Origin of the sequence: Nonomuraea antimicrobica (genome assembly GCF_039536965.1) — a bacterium.
GTDB classification, from domain to species: Bacteria; Actinomycetota; Actinomycetes; order Streptosporangiales; family Streptosporangiaceae; genus Nonomuraea; species Nonomuraea antimicrobica.
On the sequence record NZ_BAAAZP010000041.1, the window covers coordinates 1 to 16,101 of the forward strand.

The following is a 16,101-nucleotide window of genomic DNA, read 5'->3' on the forward strand; positions in this document are numbered from 1 at the left end:
CGCCGGCCCGGGCCTTGTCGAGCTGGCGCTGGCCGCCGCCGTGGTGGGCCAGCACCAGGTGGTCGCCCGGCTGGGCGCAGTACGCGCGCACCGGGACCAGGCCGCCGGGGATCACCACGACCGCGACCCGGTGACGGCCGCCGACCTCGCCAGCGACGAGGCGATCCGCAACGTGATCAGCGCCGCCCGTCCGCGCGACTCCTGGCTCACCGAGGAGTCGGGGCACCGGCCGGGAACGTCGGGCCTGCGCTGGGTCGTGGACCCGCTCGACGGCACGGTCAACGTCACGCACGGCATCGACAGGTTCGCCGTCAGCGTGGCTGTGGAGTCCGAGCGGGACGGCGACGTGCTGGCGGCGGCCGTGGTGCTGCCGGCGACGGGACACTGGCTGGCCGTCTCCCACGGCGTCGCAACGTCCAGCCTCTCCCGCCCGGTGCGGGTCACCGGCCGGGACCCGGGCTCCGCCCTCATCTCTTTCGCGGTGCCCAGCTCCTCCCCGGCCCGCGCGGCGGCGTACCGCTGCTTCGCCGAACTCGCGGGCCGCGTGCAGGACCTGCGAAACTCCGGGTCGACCGTCTGCGACCTGGTAGCGGTCGCCACGGGCGAACTCGACGGATTCGTCAGCATCGACCCCAAGCCCTGGGACGTCGCGGCCGGCCTGGCTCTGGTCGAGGCCGCGGGCGGCACGAGCCGTCGCTGGCGCAAGCCCGACGGTCGCCACGTCCTCGTCGCCGGCGGTCCTGCCACGGTCGCGGCAGTCAGCGGGTGGCTCGATGACTGAGCAGACATACGGGACCGGCGCGTCCGCGGCCCTTGACGGACCAGACCGCGACGGCCGCTTCCGGCTCGCGCTCGTGGGAGCGGGAAGGATGGGCCGCACCCACCTGAGGGCCCTGGCCCTCAGCAAGAAGGTCGCGGTGACGGACGTCGTCGAGCCGATGGCCGAGACCCGCGCGGTCCTGGCCGAAGCCGGGCTGCGCGTCCACGCCGGCCTCCGCGAGCTGCTCGACGGACAACCGCCGGAGGGCGTCCTGGTGGCGGCTCCCACTGACGAGCACGCGCGGCTGACGCGGGAAGCGGTGGCCGCGGGCGTACCGGTGCTGTGCGAGAAGCCCGGCGGTGGCTCGGCCGCGGAACTCCGCGAGACCGCCGATTTCGCGAGCCGGCAGCGGGTGCCGGTGCAGGTCGCGTACTGGCGCCGGCACCTGCCCGCGCTCACCGCGCTGCGCGACCGAATCCGGGCCGGCGACCTGGGCTCTCTGTACCTCGTCGCCGCGTCCCAGTGGGACGAGGAACCGCCGGCCGCCGCGTTCCGGTCCACCAGCGGTGGCATCTTCGTGGACATGGGTGTCCACGAGGTGGACCAGATCCGCTACCTGACGGGACAGGATGTCATCGAGGTGCACGCCATGGCGGCCGTCCACGTCGAGGATCCGGCCGCGAGCGGCGACGTGGACGGTGCGTGCGCGTCACTGCGCCTGTCCGGTGGGGTGCTGGGAACGGTCAGCCTCGGCCGGTACCACTCCTCAGGGGATACCGTGATGGTCGAGGTCTTCGGCTCGCGCGGGCACGAGCGGCACTGCCTCATCGGTCCCGCGGAGCCCACGGCGTTCGAAACCGCCCTGATTCGGCAGGCCGAATCTTTTGCCGACCTGGTCAGGGCCGGCAGGTCCTGCGAAGCGGAACTGCAGGACGCGATTCGGACTCTGGAGGTCGCCGAGGCGGCGACGGCCGCGCTGAAAGCGTGCTGAAAGGTCGTGTCGAACGGCGGAGAGCTCCTCACGCGCCGTTCTGGCCCTTGTCCGCCTGCTCGAACGCGGCCGTGACAGCGGAACGCCGCCACGTCATGTAGGCGTCGTTCAGCGCTCGGGTCTCCTCCGCTGCCAGATGCGGGCTGACCATGTGGGCCTGCCCAAGCCTGCGCGACGACGCCGGGAGTACCGGCTCCGCCGGCCACGAGTCTGCCGTCGGGGGAACGTCCGCGATCGCGAGTGTGCCGTCGAGCCAGCGCTCACGGGCGTCAAGTTCGGGAAGCCCTGCTACCCACGCGCCGGGCGTCGTGCGGGCAAGGAGCCGGACGAGTGCGGCGGCGCGCGTCGTGACGGCGCGGGGGACGCGTCCGCCGGCTCCGCCCAGGGCGAGCGGGAGCAGTGCACGGGCGCTCAGCCATTCGCAGGACAGGGCGCTGAGCGTGACGGTTCCCTCAGCGGGACGCTCGCCACGACCGGGCGATTCCGCCGCCGCGACGGGCAGCAGACCCGTGGGAGTGGGCGGGGTGGCGCAACCGGGCCACGGGCACGGTATGACCCGGAGCGACACCGTGACGGCGGGTGCCGTGAGCCACGCTTCAAGGCGCGGGTGCAGCAGCAGCGCGGCGGCTTCCCTGCGCGCCATTGACCTGACCGCGGGAAGCAGGGCTCGCGGCGTCTCATCTCGCATGGGCGGCCTCCTGTCCGGTTCTGGAAAATCGTGTCTGATGGCCCGCCGCTGCCCCTGACAGTGCGAGGTCGAGCAGCGCGGCAGAGTCGCCGGCCGTCAGCGCCTTCCGGTCCGCCGCCGACAGGCCCGTGTCGAGCATGGTCTCCAGGGCGCGGCGCCGAACCAGCGCCTCGAACTCGGTGCCGCGGAGCGGGGTGGAGAGCCTGGGCGGCAGGGCACCCGTGAGGAACGACGCGGCCCATACTTCGAGGGTGAGGCAGGGCATTCGCGCGTACAGGAGGTAGCCGGGGTCACCACGCCGCTCGGCGACCGCGACGGCGCATTCCCACGCGGACACCACGCGCTCGCCATCGAAGCCGGTGAGCGCGGCCCAATCGTGCCAGTCCCAGGTGTAGGGGTGTTCCAGCGGCTCGTCGGTGCCCGGGCGGAAGAAGCGCAACCCGCACCGGGACTCGCGCAGCTCGACGGCGACGTCCCCCCGCCCGGTCTCCGCCAAGGCGGGGGCCAGGCCGCGCGCGGGATCCGACCAGTGGTCCTGCGGGATCAGCCAGCGGGGTTCGTAGACGGTGACGGGCCGGTGACCTTCGGCCTCGTACCCGGACAGGCTGGGCAGACCGGCGTGCTCCACCAGGTTCGGCACCGTCGCGAACACCCGCAGGCCGCGCGCGACGCAGAACGGTGTCACGAAGTCGTCGTCCTCGAGGAGCTCGTCAGGGAACTCGGAGAAGTACGCCGCCAGGGCACGTGCCTCCGCCGCCGGCAGCGCGAGCCCGAGGGTGGGCGTCCACTCGACCACGGACATGGGCGCCCACGCCTGGCCGGCCAGCGCCGCCCGGCGGACGGCGTAGGAGTTGCGCGGGCTGGTCTGCTGAACCGAGAGCGTGACGCCATCGCCCGGCCGCGCCGCGACCGCCCGGGCCAGTTGCGCGGCGAAACCGTGCACGGGCACCGCGTCGTCCTGGAGGACGACGTGGTGCGTCGCGCCTTCGGCCACCGCCGCCCAGGCCCGTTTGGCGGTCCGCAGAGGGCTCGGCGGCCCGCCGGGGTCCGGGTCCTCCACCACCCGCACCGGCAGCGGGTCGCAGGCCGCGAGCAGCGACGGCAGGGCGTCCCGGCGGGCAGGGTGGTGCATGATCACAACGCTGAGCGTGATGTCCTCGCGGACCGTCATGGGACCCTCGCTAAGCAGACGGTGGCCGGTGGGTCGTGGTGACCTTGATGATCGCTTCGGCGATGTCGTGCATGTCCCGCTCTTCGCCCAGGAAGGCACTGTGGTGCGTCTGGACGCAGTGGTTCGCCCAGTGGTCCGCGTGCGGGTAGGAGCGCCCCGCGTGCAGGTCGACGAACCGCTTGGCGAGCGGCGCGAGCGCCGGCTTGGTCCAGGGCGCGAGCAGTGGGCTGCGGTGCAGCGGGGTGTCGGTGACGTAGAACCGCCGGCCGAGTTCGGCGGAGAGCGCGTCGGCGACGTCGTCGACGTCCATGCCGCCGGGCAGCTCGTCGAACACGATCGTGGCCTCGTACATCGCCATCTTCGTCTGCTCCGCCGCGGGTTCGAGCAGGCGGACCCCGGGCACGCCGGCGAGCAGCTCCCCCAGCTTGCGCCAGTTGCGGGTCCGCACTCCGACCTCATGGTCGAGGACGGTGAGCTGCGCGCAGAGCAGCGCGGCGTTGAACTCGCTCATGCAGTGGTTCGCGCCCTGGATGGTCGCCGTCTCCTCAAGGTCCAGTCCGCCGGACGGACTCGGCGTGTGACGGTAGCGGCGGGAGTCGGCCCGCAGCTCCTCCAGGCGCGGTGCCAGTTCGGAGTCGTCGGTGACGACGGCGCCGCCTTCACCCGCGGTGAGCGCCTTGCCGTTCTGGAAGCTGAAACACCCCAACCGTCCCATGGAGCCCGCCTGGCGTCCGCGCCACTCGCCGCCGTGCGCCTGAGCGGCGTCCTCGATGACGGTCATGCCCTTGGCCGCCGCGGCGGCGGAGAGCGCCGGTATGTCCGCCATCCTGCACGCCCAGTGGACCGCGATCACCGCACGGGCCTCGACGTCGACGTCGAGGCACTCCGGGGTCACGCAACCCGAAACGGGGTCGATGTCGACGAGCAGCGGGACCAGGCCGGCGCGGAGCGCCGCCGTGGCGCAGGCGGTCCAGGTGAGTGCGGGTACGAGGACGACGTCCCCGTGCTGAAGGTCGAGCACCTCCATGGCGACGACGAGCGCGCTGGAGCCGTGGTCGACCGGCACGCAATGACGGACTCCGAGGTAGCTCGCGAACTCGCGGGCGAACCTGCGTTCGAACAGCTCGCTTCCCTCCGGGCTGCTGATCGCCCACCGGCCGCTGTGCAGGACCTCACGCAGCAGGGACTCGGCTTCGGGTGCGGGCTTCGGCCACGTGGGCCAGCGACGGGTGGGCGGCCTTACGGGTTTCCCACCGGAGACCGCCAGTTGGGCCGATGGGGTCGTCAAATAAGCCATGCGCCCAGCGTTGGCGGCGCCGATACGGTCGCGATACGTGCGTGCATACGTCTCGGCCTTCTCATGCTTCCCACGTGAGCGCCAGGCGCCGCCCGGAGACGGCGGCCAGCCGTTCCGCCTCGTGTTCCGCGGCCAGCATCGCCCATCGCGGCAGCCCTCGGCCGAAGCTTTCGAGCGTCACCAGCAGCCCGCCGCCCTGCCGGGTCGCCCTCCATACGCCGCGGATCCGGTGGCCGACCAGAATCACCGGGGAGAGCCATCCTTGGGGCCGGTAGACGCGAGGGCGGTGTACCGGCGCCAGGCCGGCGTCGGTGTCGCGGGGGAGGGTGATCGTCCACTGGTCGAACGCGGGCAGCAGCCGCACGGTTCTGGGCTCCGTCGCCGCTCGCAGGCCCGGAAGGTGCTCCGCGAGCGCGTAGCCGGGCCTGCCCTCGATCGTCACCGGGACCGCCGCCGGCCCCAGCGAGGCGAGCAGCTCGACCGTCCGGCCCGAGCCGGTGCCCAGCCAGCGGGTGAGGTCTTCCAGGCCGGCGGCGCCGTGCATGGCGAGCGCGCGGCGGGCCACCGCCGGGCGGGCGTCGTGCGGGGGTACGGACGACGGGTCGGCTCCCACCCAGGAGCCGGGGTGGGTGAAGCGGACGGTCGTACCCTCCCCCGGCGCGAAGCAGAGCCGGCCGCTGAACGACGCGGGCTTGAGCGCGGTTCCCCAGCTCTCTGTCAGCAGCCGGCCGTACTCGGCGCTGCCGCAGAGCCGGTCCACCTCCCGCGCCAGCTCGACCCTGGTGAGGTGCCGCCCGTACAGAGCGCGCCCGACCATGTCCACCAGGCGGCGCACGTCCGGTTTGCCCATCCCGTAGTTGCCGAAGGTCCCGAACACCGACAGCCACTCGTCGAGCTCGGCGGCCGGGAGGAAATGCAGGGTGCCGCGTACGCCCCAGAGCTTCACCAGGTCCCGCCGGTTCCAGAGGGACTCTTCGAGCTCGTGCTCCCTCGGGTTCCGCAGCCGCGCCACCGCGGACAGCTCCGCCGAGGACGTCAGTTGGGCGTGCAGCCCGCACAGCGCGGACGCCACGTCGGCGACGCCTCCGGACGGCATTCGGGGTGCCAAGTGCTGCTGGACGAGACGCCAGCTCAGCACCTGCGACCAGGTAACCTGTTCGGCCTCTTCGCTCGCAGGCACACCGACCTCACCGTCTCGCGTCCGCGCGCCGCGGTCCGGGCGCCCGGCCACGATAGCCGGACACCGGCCGGCGGCGGGCGATCACTGCCGAAGCAGATCGTCCGCGTGGTCGGCGAGGCCGGTCAGCAGCGCCCCGGTCGCGCCGCCGGCGACCGCGAACATCGCGGTCTGCATGCTGACGAACGCCAGCCCGCCGTCGCTGAACGCGTCGGCGCCCCGTAGGTCCGCGCACTCACGGACGATGCGCAGGGCTCCCTCGCCGGCGGCGGCCTTCAACGCCATGGCGCGCGCCGGAGTCTGCGGATCTCCGGACACCGCCCACCGGCACATGGCATCCAGCCGGGCGTACTCCACGAGGCAGGCCGCGTACCGCTGGCGGACGGCCTCGCTGTCCCACAGCACACCCGCGCCGGAGGGCCGGCCGGTCAGCCACTCGCGCGTGTCAGCAAGCACCCGGCGGCACAGAGCTCGCGACCACAGCGCGCCGGCCAGTCGTTCGGTGGCCACGTGCCGGGCGAACATGGCCAGACCTCGGCCGGACGGGCCGACAAGCCCAGGCCCGCCCGCGCGGGCGGCCTTGAACTCCACGTCCGCGAGGCGCGCCGCCGCGAAGACCTGCCGTCCGACCGGGCGCACGGTGACGCCGTCCGCCCGCGCGGGCACGACGACCCAGCCGAAGCTCGTGAAGTGCCGGGCGGGCCGCCGCCGGACCAGAACGAGGAAATGATCGCAGTCCGCGCCGTTGGTGATCCACTGCTTGACGCCCGTCACCACCGGCGGATCGCCCGTCACCTCGGTCTGCGCGCTCATCACGTCCGATCCGGCCGCCGCGGCGTCGGTTACGGCGAATGCCACCACCGCGTCCCCGCGGACGGCGGAGTCGACGAGGCCATCCGGGCCGGTGTCCCCCGCGGCCTCGGCCAGCAGGGGCACCACCGACGCCGCCTGAACGCACACCGACAGCACGAGACCGACGGACAACCGCGCGTCCAGCTCCTCAAGCAGGGCGGCGAGCCGACTCGGCTCCGGCACGCCGCCCCGGTCCTGCGCGAGCGCCGCTACCAGGCCGCGAGAGCCCAGCAACTGCCACAGGCCGCGGCCGTCGAGGCCGCGCTCAGCGGCCTCGACGGCCGCCGAGGCCACGGCGGCGCGATACCACTCGGAAGTCTGGTGGGAAGTCACTCAGCGATGGTCCGGCTCGCCGATACGGGGACGGTACGTCGGCGGCCCGTGCCGGCGGTGCGTACGCCGCGCGTATCGGCGAAGGCGACGCTCTTTCCCTGGCCCGGCCGCCGCGTCCGCGCCGTGGCGGGGCCGACCACGAGCCCACGAAGGACGGAGGCCACGAGTGAACGAGCAACCGCATGGCCCGACGACAGAACCGCGTGTCATCGTCATCGGTGGTGGCATGAGCGGCTTGGCCACGGCGCAACGGCTGGCGGCCCGCGGCGCGCGCGAGATCATCCTGGCCGAGGCAGGCGAGCGGAGTCTGGACGACCACATCAACGCCGTCATGTCGGAGGAGGAGATCGAGGACCGCTGGCGGGTGCCCGGCGAGGACCCCGTCCTGTGGCGTCCCTGGTCCAGCGCCGCCCCACCGCATTACGACGGCGCCACCGGGCTGCGCTGCCAGCTCGGCGGGCGATCACTCTACTGGCACGGCGTGGTCCTGCGGATGGATCCGTGGGCGCTGAGTGACGCCACCCCGTGGCCGGCGGCACTCGGCGCCGACGAGGGTCTCTACCAGGAGATCGAGCGGGAGCTGACCGCCTGGTCCGGGCAGTCGCTGCAGGCGCCGCGGTCCGACACCGAGGAGTCGCTCCTTGAGTGGTTCAGTGACTCCATCCGCACCGACGTCGAGCGCACCCCGCTCGCCGTACAGCGCTTCGCGACCGACGCGGGACCGCGCTGGCGGGCCTTCAGCCCGCTCTACGCCGGCTGGGGCGCGGCGGCCACCGCGGCTGACAGCCCCACGGTGCGGCTGCGCACCGGCGCCCGTGCCATCAGCCTCGAGGCCCACCGTGACGGCCTGCGGGCGCTGCTGCACGACCCCGGCGCGGCGAAGCCGCGGTGGACGACGGCCGACGCGGTGGTGCTGGCCGCGGGCACGGTGGAGAACACCCGCCTGGTCGCACAGTTGCTCGGAGACCGCGACCCACGGCACGGCCGGTATGCGGGCCTCAGCGATCACATCCTGCAAGGCTTCACGGTGCACCTGCCGCGGAACCCGTGGGGTCGCGGCGGCGGCGAGGGCGCGTGCCTCCTGGTCCGCGGCGACGCCGACGCCCGCAGCAACCTCTTCGTGAAGCTCATCGACGTCCCCGGAGCCGGCGGAGTGCTCCTCGACGCGTGGGAGATGGGCGAGCAGGAGCCCTCCGAGCTGAACGCCGTCGAGTTCCCCGGCCGCGTCCGGCCGCCGTGGCGCGCCGTCATCCGCACGGGTCTCACCGCGCGTGACGCCGACCTCGTGGCCGGGCAGCGGGCGCGCCTGCAGCAGTTGTGGGACTCGGTGGCCGGCGCGCTGGCCTTGCCGGCCTCGCGCCTCGACTTCGGGGACTACTTGACGGCCACGCGAGAGGTCACGGGCTATCTCGACCGGGCCGTCACGGCACCGGGCAGGGCCGAGAGCTACGTCAACACCCTCGGCGGCACCGACCACGAGAGCGGCACCCTCCCCTACGGCCGGATCCTTGAGCCGACGGGCCAGATCAGCGGCGTGCCAGGGGCGTTCGTCGTCGGTCCCGCGGCCTTCCCCCGTCCGGGTGCGGCGAATCCCACTCTGACGACCCTCGCTCTCGCGCGGCACACGGCCGACCAGGTCTTCGACTATCTGCACGACAGCGGCGGGCCCAGGCCGCGGGCCGTATCGGCCGCGTACGGACGACGTATCGGAGCGGACGAGCATGGCCGCCATGGCATCCACTCCCTCGCACCGAGGTCTCCCGACGGAGCCACGTGACCGCACCCGCTCGCAGGCCATCGTGGATCTGCTACTCGCCGAGGCCTGTCCGGCCGACGGCGTGGTGCCGACGCCGCAAACGCCGCTCTCCGGCGGCGGGCTCGAACTCACCTCGCTCGCCCTCGTCCGCGCGATCGTCAGCATCGAGGATTCACTCGGCCTCAACTTCAGCGACACGGCATTCATGGACGCGGAGCTCCGCACCGTGGCTGACGTGCTCGCCTTGGTGGAGAGCGAGTCTCGGTCCGACGAAGACCCGAACCACACGGATGGCTGAGGAGAGGCTACGTGGCCCAGGAAGCGATACCCGCCCACCGCGACGGCGCGTTCCGCTCCGCCGACGCGCGAGCACGTCTGGCCGTGCTGCTGCTGTTCTTCATCGAGGGAGTGACGCTCGGCAGTTGGACGTCCCGGGCACCCGACGTACGGCACGGAGTCGGCCTCGGGGACACCGGCTGGGGACTGTCCTACTTCGCCGCGACGGCGGGCGAGCTGGTGGCGCTCGCCGCGATCACGCTGCTCATCGGCCGCACCCGCACCCCCCGCCTGTCGCTGGTCGGTGCCGTCCTCGTGCTCTTGAGCGCACCGCTGGCCGCGTCGGCGCCGACCCTGCCCGCGCTGCTGATCGGCATCCTCGTGTACGGGTTCGCCGCCACGCTGCTGTCCACACCGGCGAACGTCCAGGCGGTGGAGGTGGAGCGGCGGTACGGGCGGCCGCTCATGTCCACTTTCCACGGCAGTTTCAGCATCGGCATGCTGGCCGGCGGGGGCCTGGGTGTCGTGGCCGTCGCGCTGGGGGTGCGGCCCGGGGTGCAGCTCGCGGTGTCCAGCGTCCTGCTGTGCTTTCTGCTGGTGATGAGCTATCGGTGGCACCCCGACGACTCCTCGTCGAGGTCCGGGAGTAGCGGCCCGCGGCGCCGGCTGCGGGATCGGTTCACGCCGCGACTGGTCCTGCTCGCCGCCCTGGCGTTCCTCGCGTCCTTCTCCGAAGGGGCGGGCGCCTACTGGAGCGCCATCTACACTGCCGACACCATCGGCGCGGGCGCGGCGATGGGGGCGATCGCGTACACGAGTATGTCCGCGGGCCTGGCCGCCACCCGCCTCGTGGGAGATCAGGTGGCGGCGCGCCTGGGCCGGCGGCGGCTGATCCAGGTTTCCTCGGTGGTGACCGCCGCCGGCATCGCGCTGGCCCTGTCGGTCGCTCATCCAGCGGCGGCGATCGCGGGTTTCGCGGTGTTCGGCATCGGGGTCGCCTGCACGCTGCCGACCATCTTCGGCCTGGTCGGCGAGCAGCGCGGCGTCAGCGCCGGCGAAGGGGTCTCGGTGGTGGCCCTCGGGCAGTGGCCGGCGTTTCTGGCTGCGCCTGCGCTCATCGGGGCGCTCGCCGGCGTCGTCGACCTGCGCGCCGCCCTGCTGCTGGTGATCGTTTCCGCCGTCGCCGTGATCATGCTGGTCGGCCGGGTCAGGCCCACCCGTACGGACGGAGACGGCCCGGCTCACCAGTCGAAACCGCCGGCAGCGCAGGGAGAAAAGGCTTGACGACATGACGGTCCAGCCTGAATCGATGCCGGAGGCGATGGGCCCCTGCCTGCGCACCGTCGTGGCGCCGCCGCGCCGCACCTGGCAGGTCAGCACCAGCAAGTCGGTCACCTACGAAGTCGTCCTGAGTCCAGGCCTGCTCAACTCCTCGAATCCGACACTGGCCGCCGCGGGCGTCCCGAGGAAAGCACAGCCCGGGCGCCGTCTCGTGGTCGTCGATGCCACCGTGCACGCTCTGTACGGCGCGCGGATCCGCAGGTACTTCACACGACAGGCAATCGAGCACGAGGTGTGCGTCGTCGACGCGCACGAGTCGGTGAAGAGCATGGAGACGGTCTTCGAGATCGCCGCCTCGATGGACGCCTTCGAGGTCTCCCGCCGGCATGAGCCGGTCATCGCCATCGGCGGCGGCGTCCTCACCGACCTGGTCGGCCTGGCCGCGAGTCTGTATCGCAGGTCGACTCCCTACATTCGGGTACCCACCACCCTCATCGGCATGGTGGACGCGGGAATCGGCGCCAAGACCGGAGTCAATTTCCGTCAGCACAAGAACCGCCTGGGGACCTACCACCCCTCCGCGGTCACCCTGATCGACCAGGAGTTCCTGGCGTCGCTCAGCCGCCGGCACCTGCGGAACGGGCTCGCCGAAATCCTCAAGATGGCCATCGTCAAGGACGCGGCGTTGTTCGACCACCTCGAAGCTCACGGTCCGCGCCTGGTCGAGGAGCGGATGCAGTCCTCACACTCCGCCGACGGCGCGAAGACGGCGGAGGAAGTGATGGCCCGGGCCATCCACTCCATGCTGGAGGAGCTTCAGCCCAATCTCTGGGAGCACGAGCTACGGAGACTGGTCGACTTCGGGCACTCCTTCTCGCCCGCGATCGAGATGGCGGCGTTGCCCAGATTGCTGCATGGTGAAGCCGTCTGCATCGACATGGCGTTCAGTGCCGTGCTCGCCCACCGGCGAGGGCTGCTCGACCGGCGCGACCTGGCGCGGATCGTGCACGTCATGGACAGTCTGAGACTGCCGACCTGGCACCCGTTCTGCACGCCGGAGCTCATGGCGCGAGGGCTCGCCGACACCGTCAAGCACCGGGACGGCGAGCAGCTTCTCCCGTTGCCTGACCGGATGGGCCACGCCCGCTTCGTCAACGACGTCAGCCATGCGGAACTGGACACGGCCATGGCCGTGCTGCTGGACATCAGCGGGAGCACCAGCGCGCTGGCCGTGACCTCCGGAAACCGAGGAGCGTGACATGGACGGAGTGCGCGCGGTTCTGCTGGCCGGCGGCGAAGGCCGCCGCATGGGCCCGCTCGGCCACGGCCGGCTGAAGCCGCTGGTCCCCTTCGGCGGCACCAGCCGGCTGATCGACTTCAGCCTCGCCAACACCCGCGGCTCCGGCTTCCGGGAGGCGCTGCTGCTGTCGCAGTACGAGGAGCGGCGCCTCATGGACGATCTGCACACGGTGTGGAACGGCAGCCCGCGGGACTTCCGCGTGCACTTCGGGCCGTACGACGAGGCCTATCGGCAGGCCGCAGGAGGGGTTCCCGAGGCGCTGCCCGACCGCACCTGGCCGAGCGAACGCGGCACGGCCGACGCGCTGATCAGGAAGGCTGATCACGTCTTCGGTGGAGACCCGTCCGAGGTGCTGGTCCTGCACGCCGATCATGTCTACCGGGTCGACTACGGCGACATGATCCGGCAGCACCGTGCCGACCTGGCCGCCCTGACGGTGTCGTACCAGCGCATCGAGCGCCGCTACGTGCGGCTGTTCGGCATGGTGGACTTCGACACCGACGGAAACCTCACCGCGTTCGCAGAGAAGCCGGCGGAGCCGACCAGTGACCTGGTGTTCGCCGCGTTCTGCATCTTCAACGCCCGTACGCTGCGCCGTTACCTGGAGCAACTGGACGGGACGCGCTGGCAGCACGACATCAGCCGCGACGTCATTCCGGCGATGCTGGCCGCGGGCGAGCGCATCCGCGGGTACGAGGTCACCGGTTACTGGGAGGACATCGGCACCGTCGACCGCTACCACCGGGCCCACCGCGGCCTGTTGAGCGAGTCCCCGACCATGAGTCTGGCCCAGTTGCCGCTCACCGTCCGCCCCGCCGTCAGGCGGCGGTACGTCGCGCGAGAGGGAGCCGTTCGCGCCAGCATCGTGCCCGCCGACCTGTCCAATGCCGGCCGGGTGGAGTGGAGCGTCGTGTACCCCGGCGTCACGATCGGTGCCGGTGCGCGCGTACGGGACTGTGTGCTGCTGCCAGGGACCACGGTCCCCGAAGGCGCCGCGCTGGAGTCGGCCATCCTTCTGGAGGACGGGACCGTGCAGCAGTGCGAGCCGGCTCCGGTGCTCGGAGGTGTCGCCTCATGACCGCGGTGTCGCCGGGCGCTCCGCGGGCGTACGTCGTGGCCGATCTGGGCGGCACGACGCTGCGGATCGGCCGGATCGCCGAAGGTGCGGGCTCAGCCGAATCGGTCCGCCGCGTGGCGACCGAGGGCCTGGACCGCTACCGGGAGTTGCCCGCCCAGACGTTGCAGGACATGGTCGTGGAACAGCTCACCCGGGAGCTGAAGGCCTACCTCGCCTCTCCAGAAGGGGCGAGGGTGAGTGCGGTGGGTGTCTCGTTCGCCGGGCCGATGACCAAGGACGGCACCGTGCTGGCCGGGCCCACGCTGTGGGGAAGGGACGCGGCCCCCCTGCCCATCACGGACATCCTGACCCGCCGGCTCAGCGTGCCGGTCGTCGTGGCCAATGACATCACCGCCGCCACCTGGCGCTACGCGAGCGCCGCGGCGGACCCTTTCTGCCTGATCACCGTCAGTTCGGGAATCGGGCACAAGGTCTTCCGCAACGGCGAGGTGCTGATCTCGGATTCCGGGCACGGCGGCGAGATCGGGCACTGGCGCGTCGACCCTGGCGAGGATGCCGTGCCCTGCGAATGCGGTGGCCAGGGCCACCTGGGCGGGATGGCGTCCGGCCGCGGCGTGCTGCGGGCCGTCGGCCGGGCCGCGGTGGCCGACCCGGAAGGCTTCGGCCGTTCCGCACTCGCCGGGCCCGCGGGTGGCAGGCCGGCCGGTATCACGAACGAACACCTGGCCCGTGCCATCCGCGCGGACGACACGTTCGCGACACGAGTGCTGCGCACCTGCCTGGTTCCCCTGGCCCTCGCGGTCAACTGCATCTTCACGGCGATCGGTGTGCGGCGCTATCTGTTCATCGGCGGCTTCGCCATGGCGATCGGGCCCCGCTTCGTCACTTTGCTCGGCGATGAGCTGACGAAGCTCGGCTGTTTCGGGCTCACCGACGCGGAGATACGCGACATGCTCTCGCTGGGCGCCGCGGATGACGACCACTGCCTCATCGGGATGGCACGGATGCTGTCTCAGGCCCTGCCCGCCGGGGGTGACGCATGAGGACGCTCGTCGTCGGCAGTGGGTTCGTGGGCCGCGCACTGGCCCGTCACCTGACCACGTCGGGAGAGGAGGCGGTCCTCGCTTCGCGGACGCCTCCTGCACCACACGGTGACGGTACCGGGCAGGACTGGATCGGCCTCGACATCACCGAAGACGGCGCGTTCAGGGATGCGTTGCAGCAGGCGCGGCCGGACACCGTCGTTCTGGTGCACGGCCCGTCAGATGTGACCTGGTGCGAACAACACCCCGCGGCGGCGATGCACGGCCATGCCGAGGCCGCCAGGCAGGTGGCGCGGGCGGCGGGGAACCGGCGCGTCGTCTTCATCTCCACCGACAACGTCTTCGACGGAGTGCCCGAGGCACCCGACGAGTCCGTTCCGCCCCGGCCCGCCAATGCCTACGGGCGGGCGAAGCTGGCCGCCGAGCAGATCCTGGCCGAACTGCCGGCCCGCACCCTCCTGCGCGTCAGCCTGATCTATGGATGGGAGCCCGCCGACAGCCCCAAGTGGCTCAACTTCTTCGCCGCCTGCGTGCACCGCCTCCAGGCCGGCCGGCCGGTGACCGCGCCCATCGACCAGTGGGCGACCCCCGTGCTCATCGACGACGTGGTCGAGGTGATCGTCGCGCTCGCCAAGGCGGAGGCACCGCCGCGGCTGCTCCATCTCGGAGGCCCGGACCGGATCTCCCGGGCCGGCTGGGCGGCTGCCATCGCCGAGCAGCTAGGCGCCTCGCCCGGCCTGGTGGTGGCGGAGCCGCGGGCGAACGGCCGTTATGCCGGCCGCCCCGCCTCCACCTGTCTGTCCAGCGGGCTGCTCGCGACGCACCCCGCGACGGCCGGGCTGGCCGCGCGGCCGGTTCGCGAGGGCAGCCGCCTCCTGCTCGACCGACACACTCCCCCGACCCCGAGGAGCACCGTGTGACAGCGAACACCGGCCCGCCTGCCCTCAGGCCGGCGACCCGGACCACCGCGCCCCAGGGTGTGCCGGGCGCCCGCCGGGTCGATCACATCGCCTTCACGGTCCCGGACCTCGATGTCGCGATCGACTTCACGGTGCGGGTGCTGGGCGGCGAACTCGTCTACCGTCTGCCCCCGTTGGCCCACGACGACGCCTGGATGCGCGAACACCTCGACGTCCATCCCCGGGCCAGCGCCGAGATAGCCCTGGTGCGTCTCGGCCCGGCCACGAACCTGGAGCTCTTCGCCTACGACTCGCCCGACCACTGTGAGGTTCCGCCGCGACCGCACGACCTGGGCAGCACGCACCTGGGTCTGCACGTGACGGACGTGGACGCCGCCGTCTCGGCCCTGAGGGACCGCGGGCCATGGCACCCGTACGGGCCCGTACGGACCGTGCCTCACGGGCTGCCCGGAGCCGGGATCCGATGGGTCAGGGTGACCACTCCCTGGGGCATGCCCCTCGAACTGCGCTCGGTGCCCGCCTCACTGCCGTACGAACGGCACACTCCGGCGCGCCGTTTCGGTCCGTGCGCGGCCTGGCGCAACCGCGACGACGGCTCCGCGACGGCCGGCGCACTACCCAGCGCGCGCAACGTCGACCACCTGGCCTGCACGGTCGCCGACCTGGACGAAGCGGAACGCTTCTGCACCCAGGTCCTGGGCGCCGAACAGATCTACCGGACGACAGCCGACCTCACCGACCCTGACCTGGCCGCGGCCCTGGGCGTGCCGCGGGGAGGCACCCTGCACCAAACGGCCCTGCGCATGGGTCCTACCGACAACATCGAGCTCAACTGCTTCCCTGACTCGCCCGGCGCGCGCCGCGCGTGGCCCCGCAACAGCGACGTGGGCGGCAACCACCTGGCGCTGTACGTGGACGACGTCGACGCGGCGGCCGCGTATCTGGCCGCGCAGCCGGGCTGTACGGTGCTCGGCGCCCCCGAGACCATCCCAGCGGGCCCTCTGGCCGGCGACCGCTGGGTGTACGTCCGAACCGGAATCGGGCTGTACATCGAGGTGGTGCACATGCCTGACGGAACCCTGCCCTATGAGCGCGGCACCGCCGCCAGACGCCGTCCTGCCGGTGGTGATCGATGGTGGAACCGTTGAGCGCCCGGCGAGCCCTGGCATCGCATCCGG

General features: G+C 72.2%; 15 protein-coding genes. 10 read left to right on the forward strand and 5 right to left on the reverse strand.

The window, feature by feature from the left end; genetic code table 11:
- Both ABD844_RS11910 and ABD844_RS11915 read left to right on the forward strand, forming a co-directional pair.
- On the forward strand, positions 1–781 hold a 781-nt coding region (locus ABD844_RS11910), incomplete at its 5' end, for an inositol monophosphatase family protein (protein ID WP_344876022.1).
- Positions 774–1,751 carry a Gfo/Idh/MocA family protein gene (locus ABD844_RS11915; protein WP_344876024.1) on the forward strand — a complete coding sequence of 326 codons (978 nt, stop codon included), beginning with the start codon at positions 774–776 and terminating at the stop codon, positions 1,749–1,751. The genes ABD844_RS11910 and ABD844_RS11915, both read left to right, overlap by 8 nt.
- Before the next feature lie 28 nt (positions 1,752–1,779).
- Here the strand turns inward: ABD844_RS11915 and ABD844_RS11920 are convergent, their stop codons facing one another.
- From ABD844_RS11920 to ABD844_RS11940, 5 genes are all read right to left on the reverse strand, one after another.
- Positions 1,780–2,439: a hypothetical protein gene (locus tag ABD844_RS11920; RefSeq protein ID WP_344876026.1), complete on the reverse strand. Its 660-nt coding sequence runs from the start codon at positions 2,437–2,439 to the stop codon at positions 1,780–1,782.
- Positions 2,429–3,610: a hypothetical protein gene (locus ABD844_RS11925; RefSeq protein WP_344876028.1), complete on the reverse strand. Its 1,182-nt coding sequence runs from the start codon at positions 3,608–3,610 to the stop codon at positions 2,429–2,431. Before ABD844_RS11925 ends, ABD844_RS11920 begins: the two co-directional genes overlap by 11 nt.
- A 10-nt stretch (positions 3,611–3,620) precedes the next feature.
- A complete protein-coding gene (locus ABD844_RS11930; protein ID WP_344876030.1) occupies positions 3,621–4,907 on the reverse strand; it encodes a DegT/DnrJ/EryC1/StrS family aminotransferase in 1,287 nt (428 codons plus the stop codon).
- Positions 4,908–4,968: 61 nt separating this feature from the next.
- Positions 4,969–6,087, reverse strand: coding sequence for a DNA glycosylase AlkZ-like family protein (locus tag ABD844_RS11935; protein ID WP_344876032.1), 1,119 nt, complete (start codon positions 6,085–6,087; stop codon positions 4,969–4,971).
- An 81-nt stretch (positions 6,088–6,168) separates the two neighbouring features.
- Complete coding sequence (locus ABD844_RS11940; RefSeq protein WP_344876034.1) at positions 6,169–7,269, reverse strand: acyl-CoA dehydrogenase family protein; 1,101 nt, start codon at positions 7,267–7,269, stop codon at positions 6,169–6,171.
- Between the two features lie 226 nt (positions 7,270–7,495).
- On the opposite strand from ABD844_RS11940, the gene ABD844_RS11945 reads away from it, so the two are divergent.
- From ABD844_RS11945 to ABD844_RS11980, 8 genes are read left to right on the forward strand one after another with little or no spacing between them, the layout of a single operon-like run.
- Positions 7,496–9,046, forward strand: coding sequence for a GMC oxidoreductase (locus ABD844_RS11945; RefSeq protein WP_344876036.1), 1,551 nt, complete (start codon positions 7,496–7,498; stop codon positions 9,044–9,046).
- 22 nt (positions 9,047–9,068) lie between these two features.
- Entirely contained in the window at positions 9,069–9,323 is a 255-nt protein-coding gene (locus tag ABD844_RS11950) for a phosphopantetheine-binding protein (protein WP_344876038.1), read from the forward strand.
- Between the two features lie 11 nt (positions 9,324–9,334).
- Positions 9,335–10,585, forward strand: coding sequence for an MFS transporter (locus ABD844_RS11955; RefSeq protein ID WP_344876040.1), 1,251 nt, complete (start codon positions 9,335–9,337; stop codon positions 10,583–10,585).
- 4 nt (positions 10,586–10,589) lie between these two features.
- Positions 10,590–11,840 (forward strand): sedoheptulose 7-phosphate cyclase, encoded by a 1,251-nt coding sequence (locus ABD844_RS11960; RefSeq protein WP_344876042.1) that lies wholly within the window; start codon positions 10,590–10,592, stop codon positions 11,838–11,840.
- 1 nt (position 11,841) lies between these two features.
- On the forward strand, positions 11,842–12,960 hold the full coding sequence (locus ABD844_RS11965) for a sugar phosphate nucleotidyltransferase (RefSeq protein WP_344876044.1): 1,119 nt from the start codon (positions 11,842–11,844) through the stop codon (positions 12,958–12,960).
- Positions 12,957–14,003 (forward strand): ROK family protein, encoded by a 1,047-nt coding sequence (locus ABD844_RS11970; protein WP_344876046.1) that lies wholly within the window; start codon positions 12,957–12,959, stop codon positions 14,001–14,003. Before ABD844_RS11965 ends, ABD844_RS11970 begins: the two co-directional genes overlap by 4 nt.
- Positions 14,000–14,923 carry an SDR family oxidoreductase gene (locus tag ABD844_RS11975; RefSeq protein ID WP_344876048.1) on the forward strand — a complete coding sequence of 308 codons (924 nt, stop codon included), beginning with the start codon at positions 14,000–14,002 and terminating at the stop codon, positions 14,921–14,923. The genes ABD844_RS11970 and ABD844_RS11975 overlap by 4 nt, the downstream gene beginning before the upstream one ends.
- Complete coding sequence (locus ABD844_RS11980; protein WP_344876050.1) at positions 14,920–16,071, forward strand: VOC family protein; 1,152 nt, start codon at positions 14,920–14,922, stop codon at positions 16,069–16,071. The genes ABD844_RS11975 and ABD844_RS11980 overlap by 4 nt, the downstream gene beginning before the upstream one ends.
- Positions 16,072–16,101: the final 30 nt, after the last annotated feature.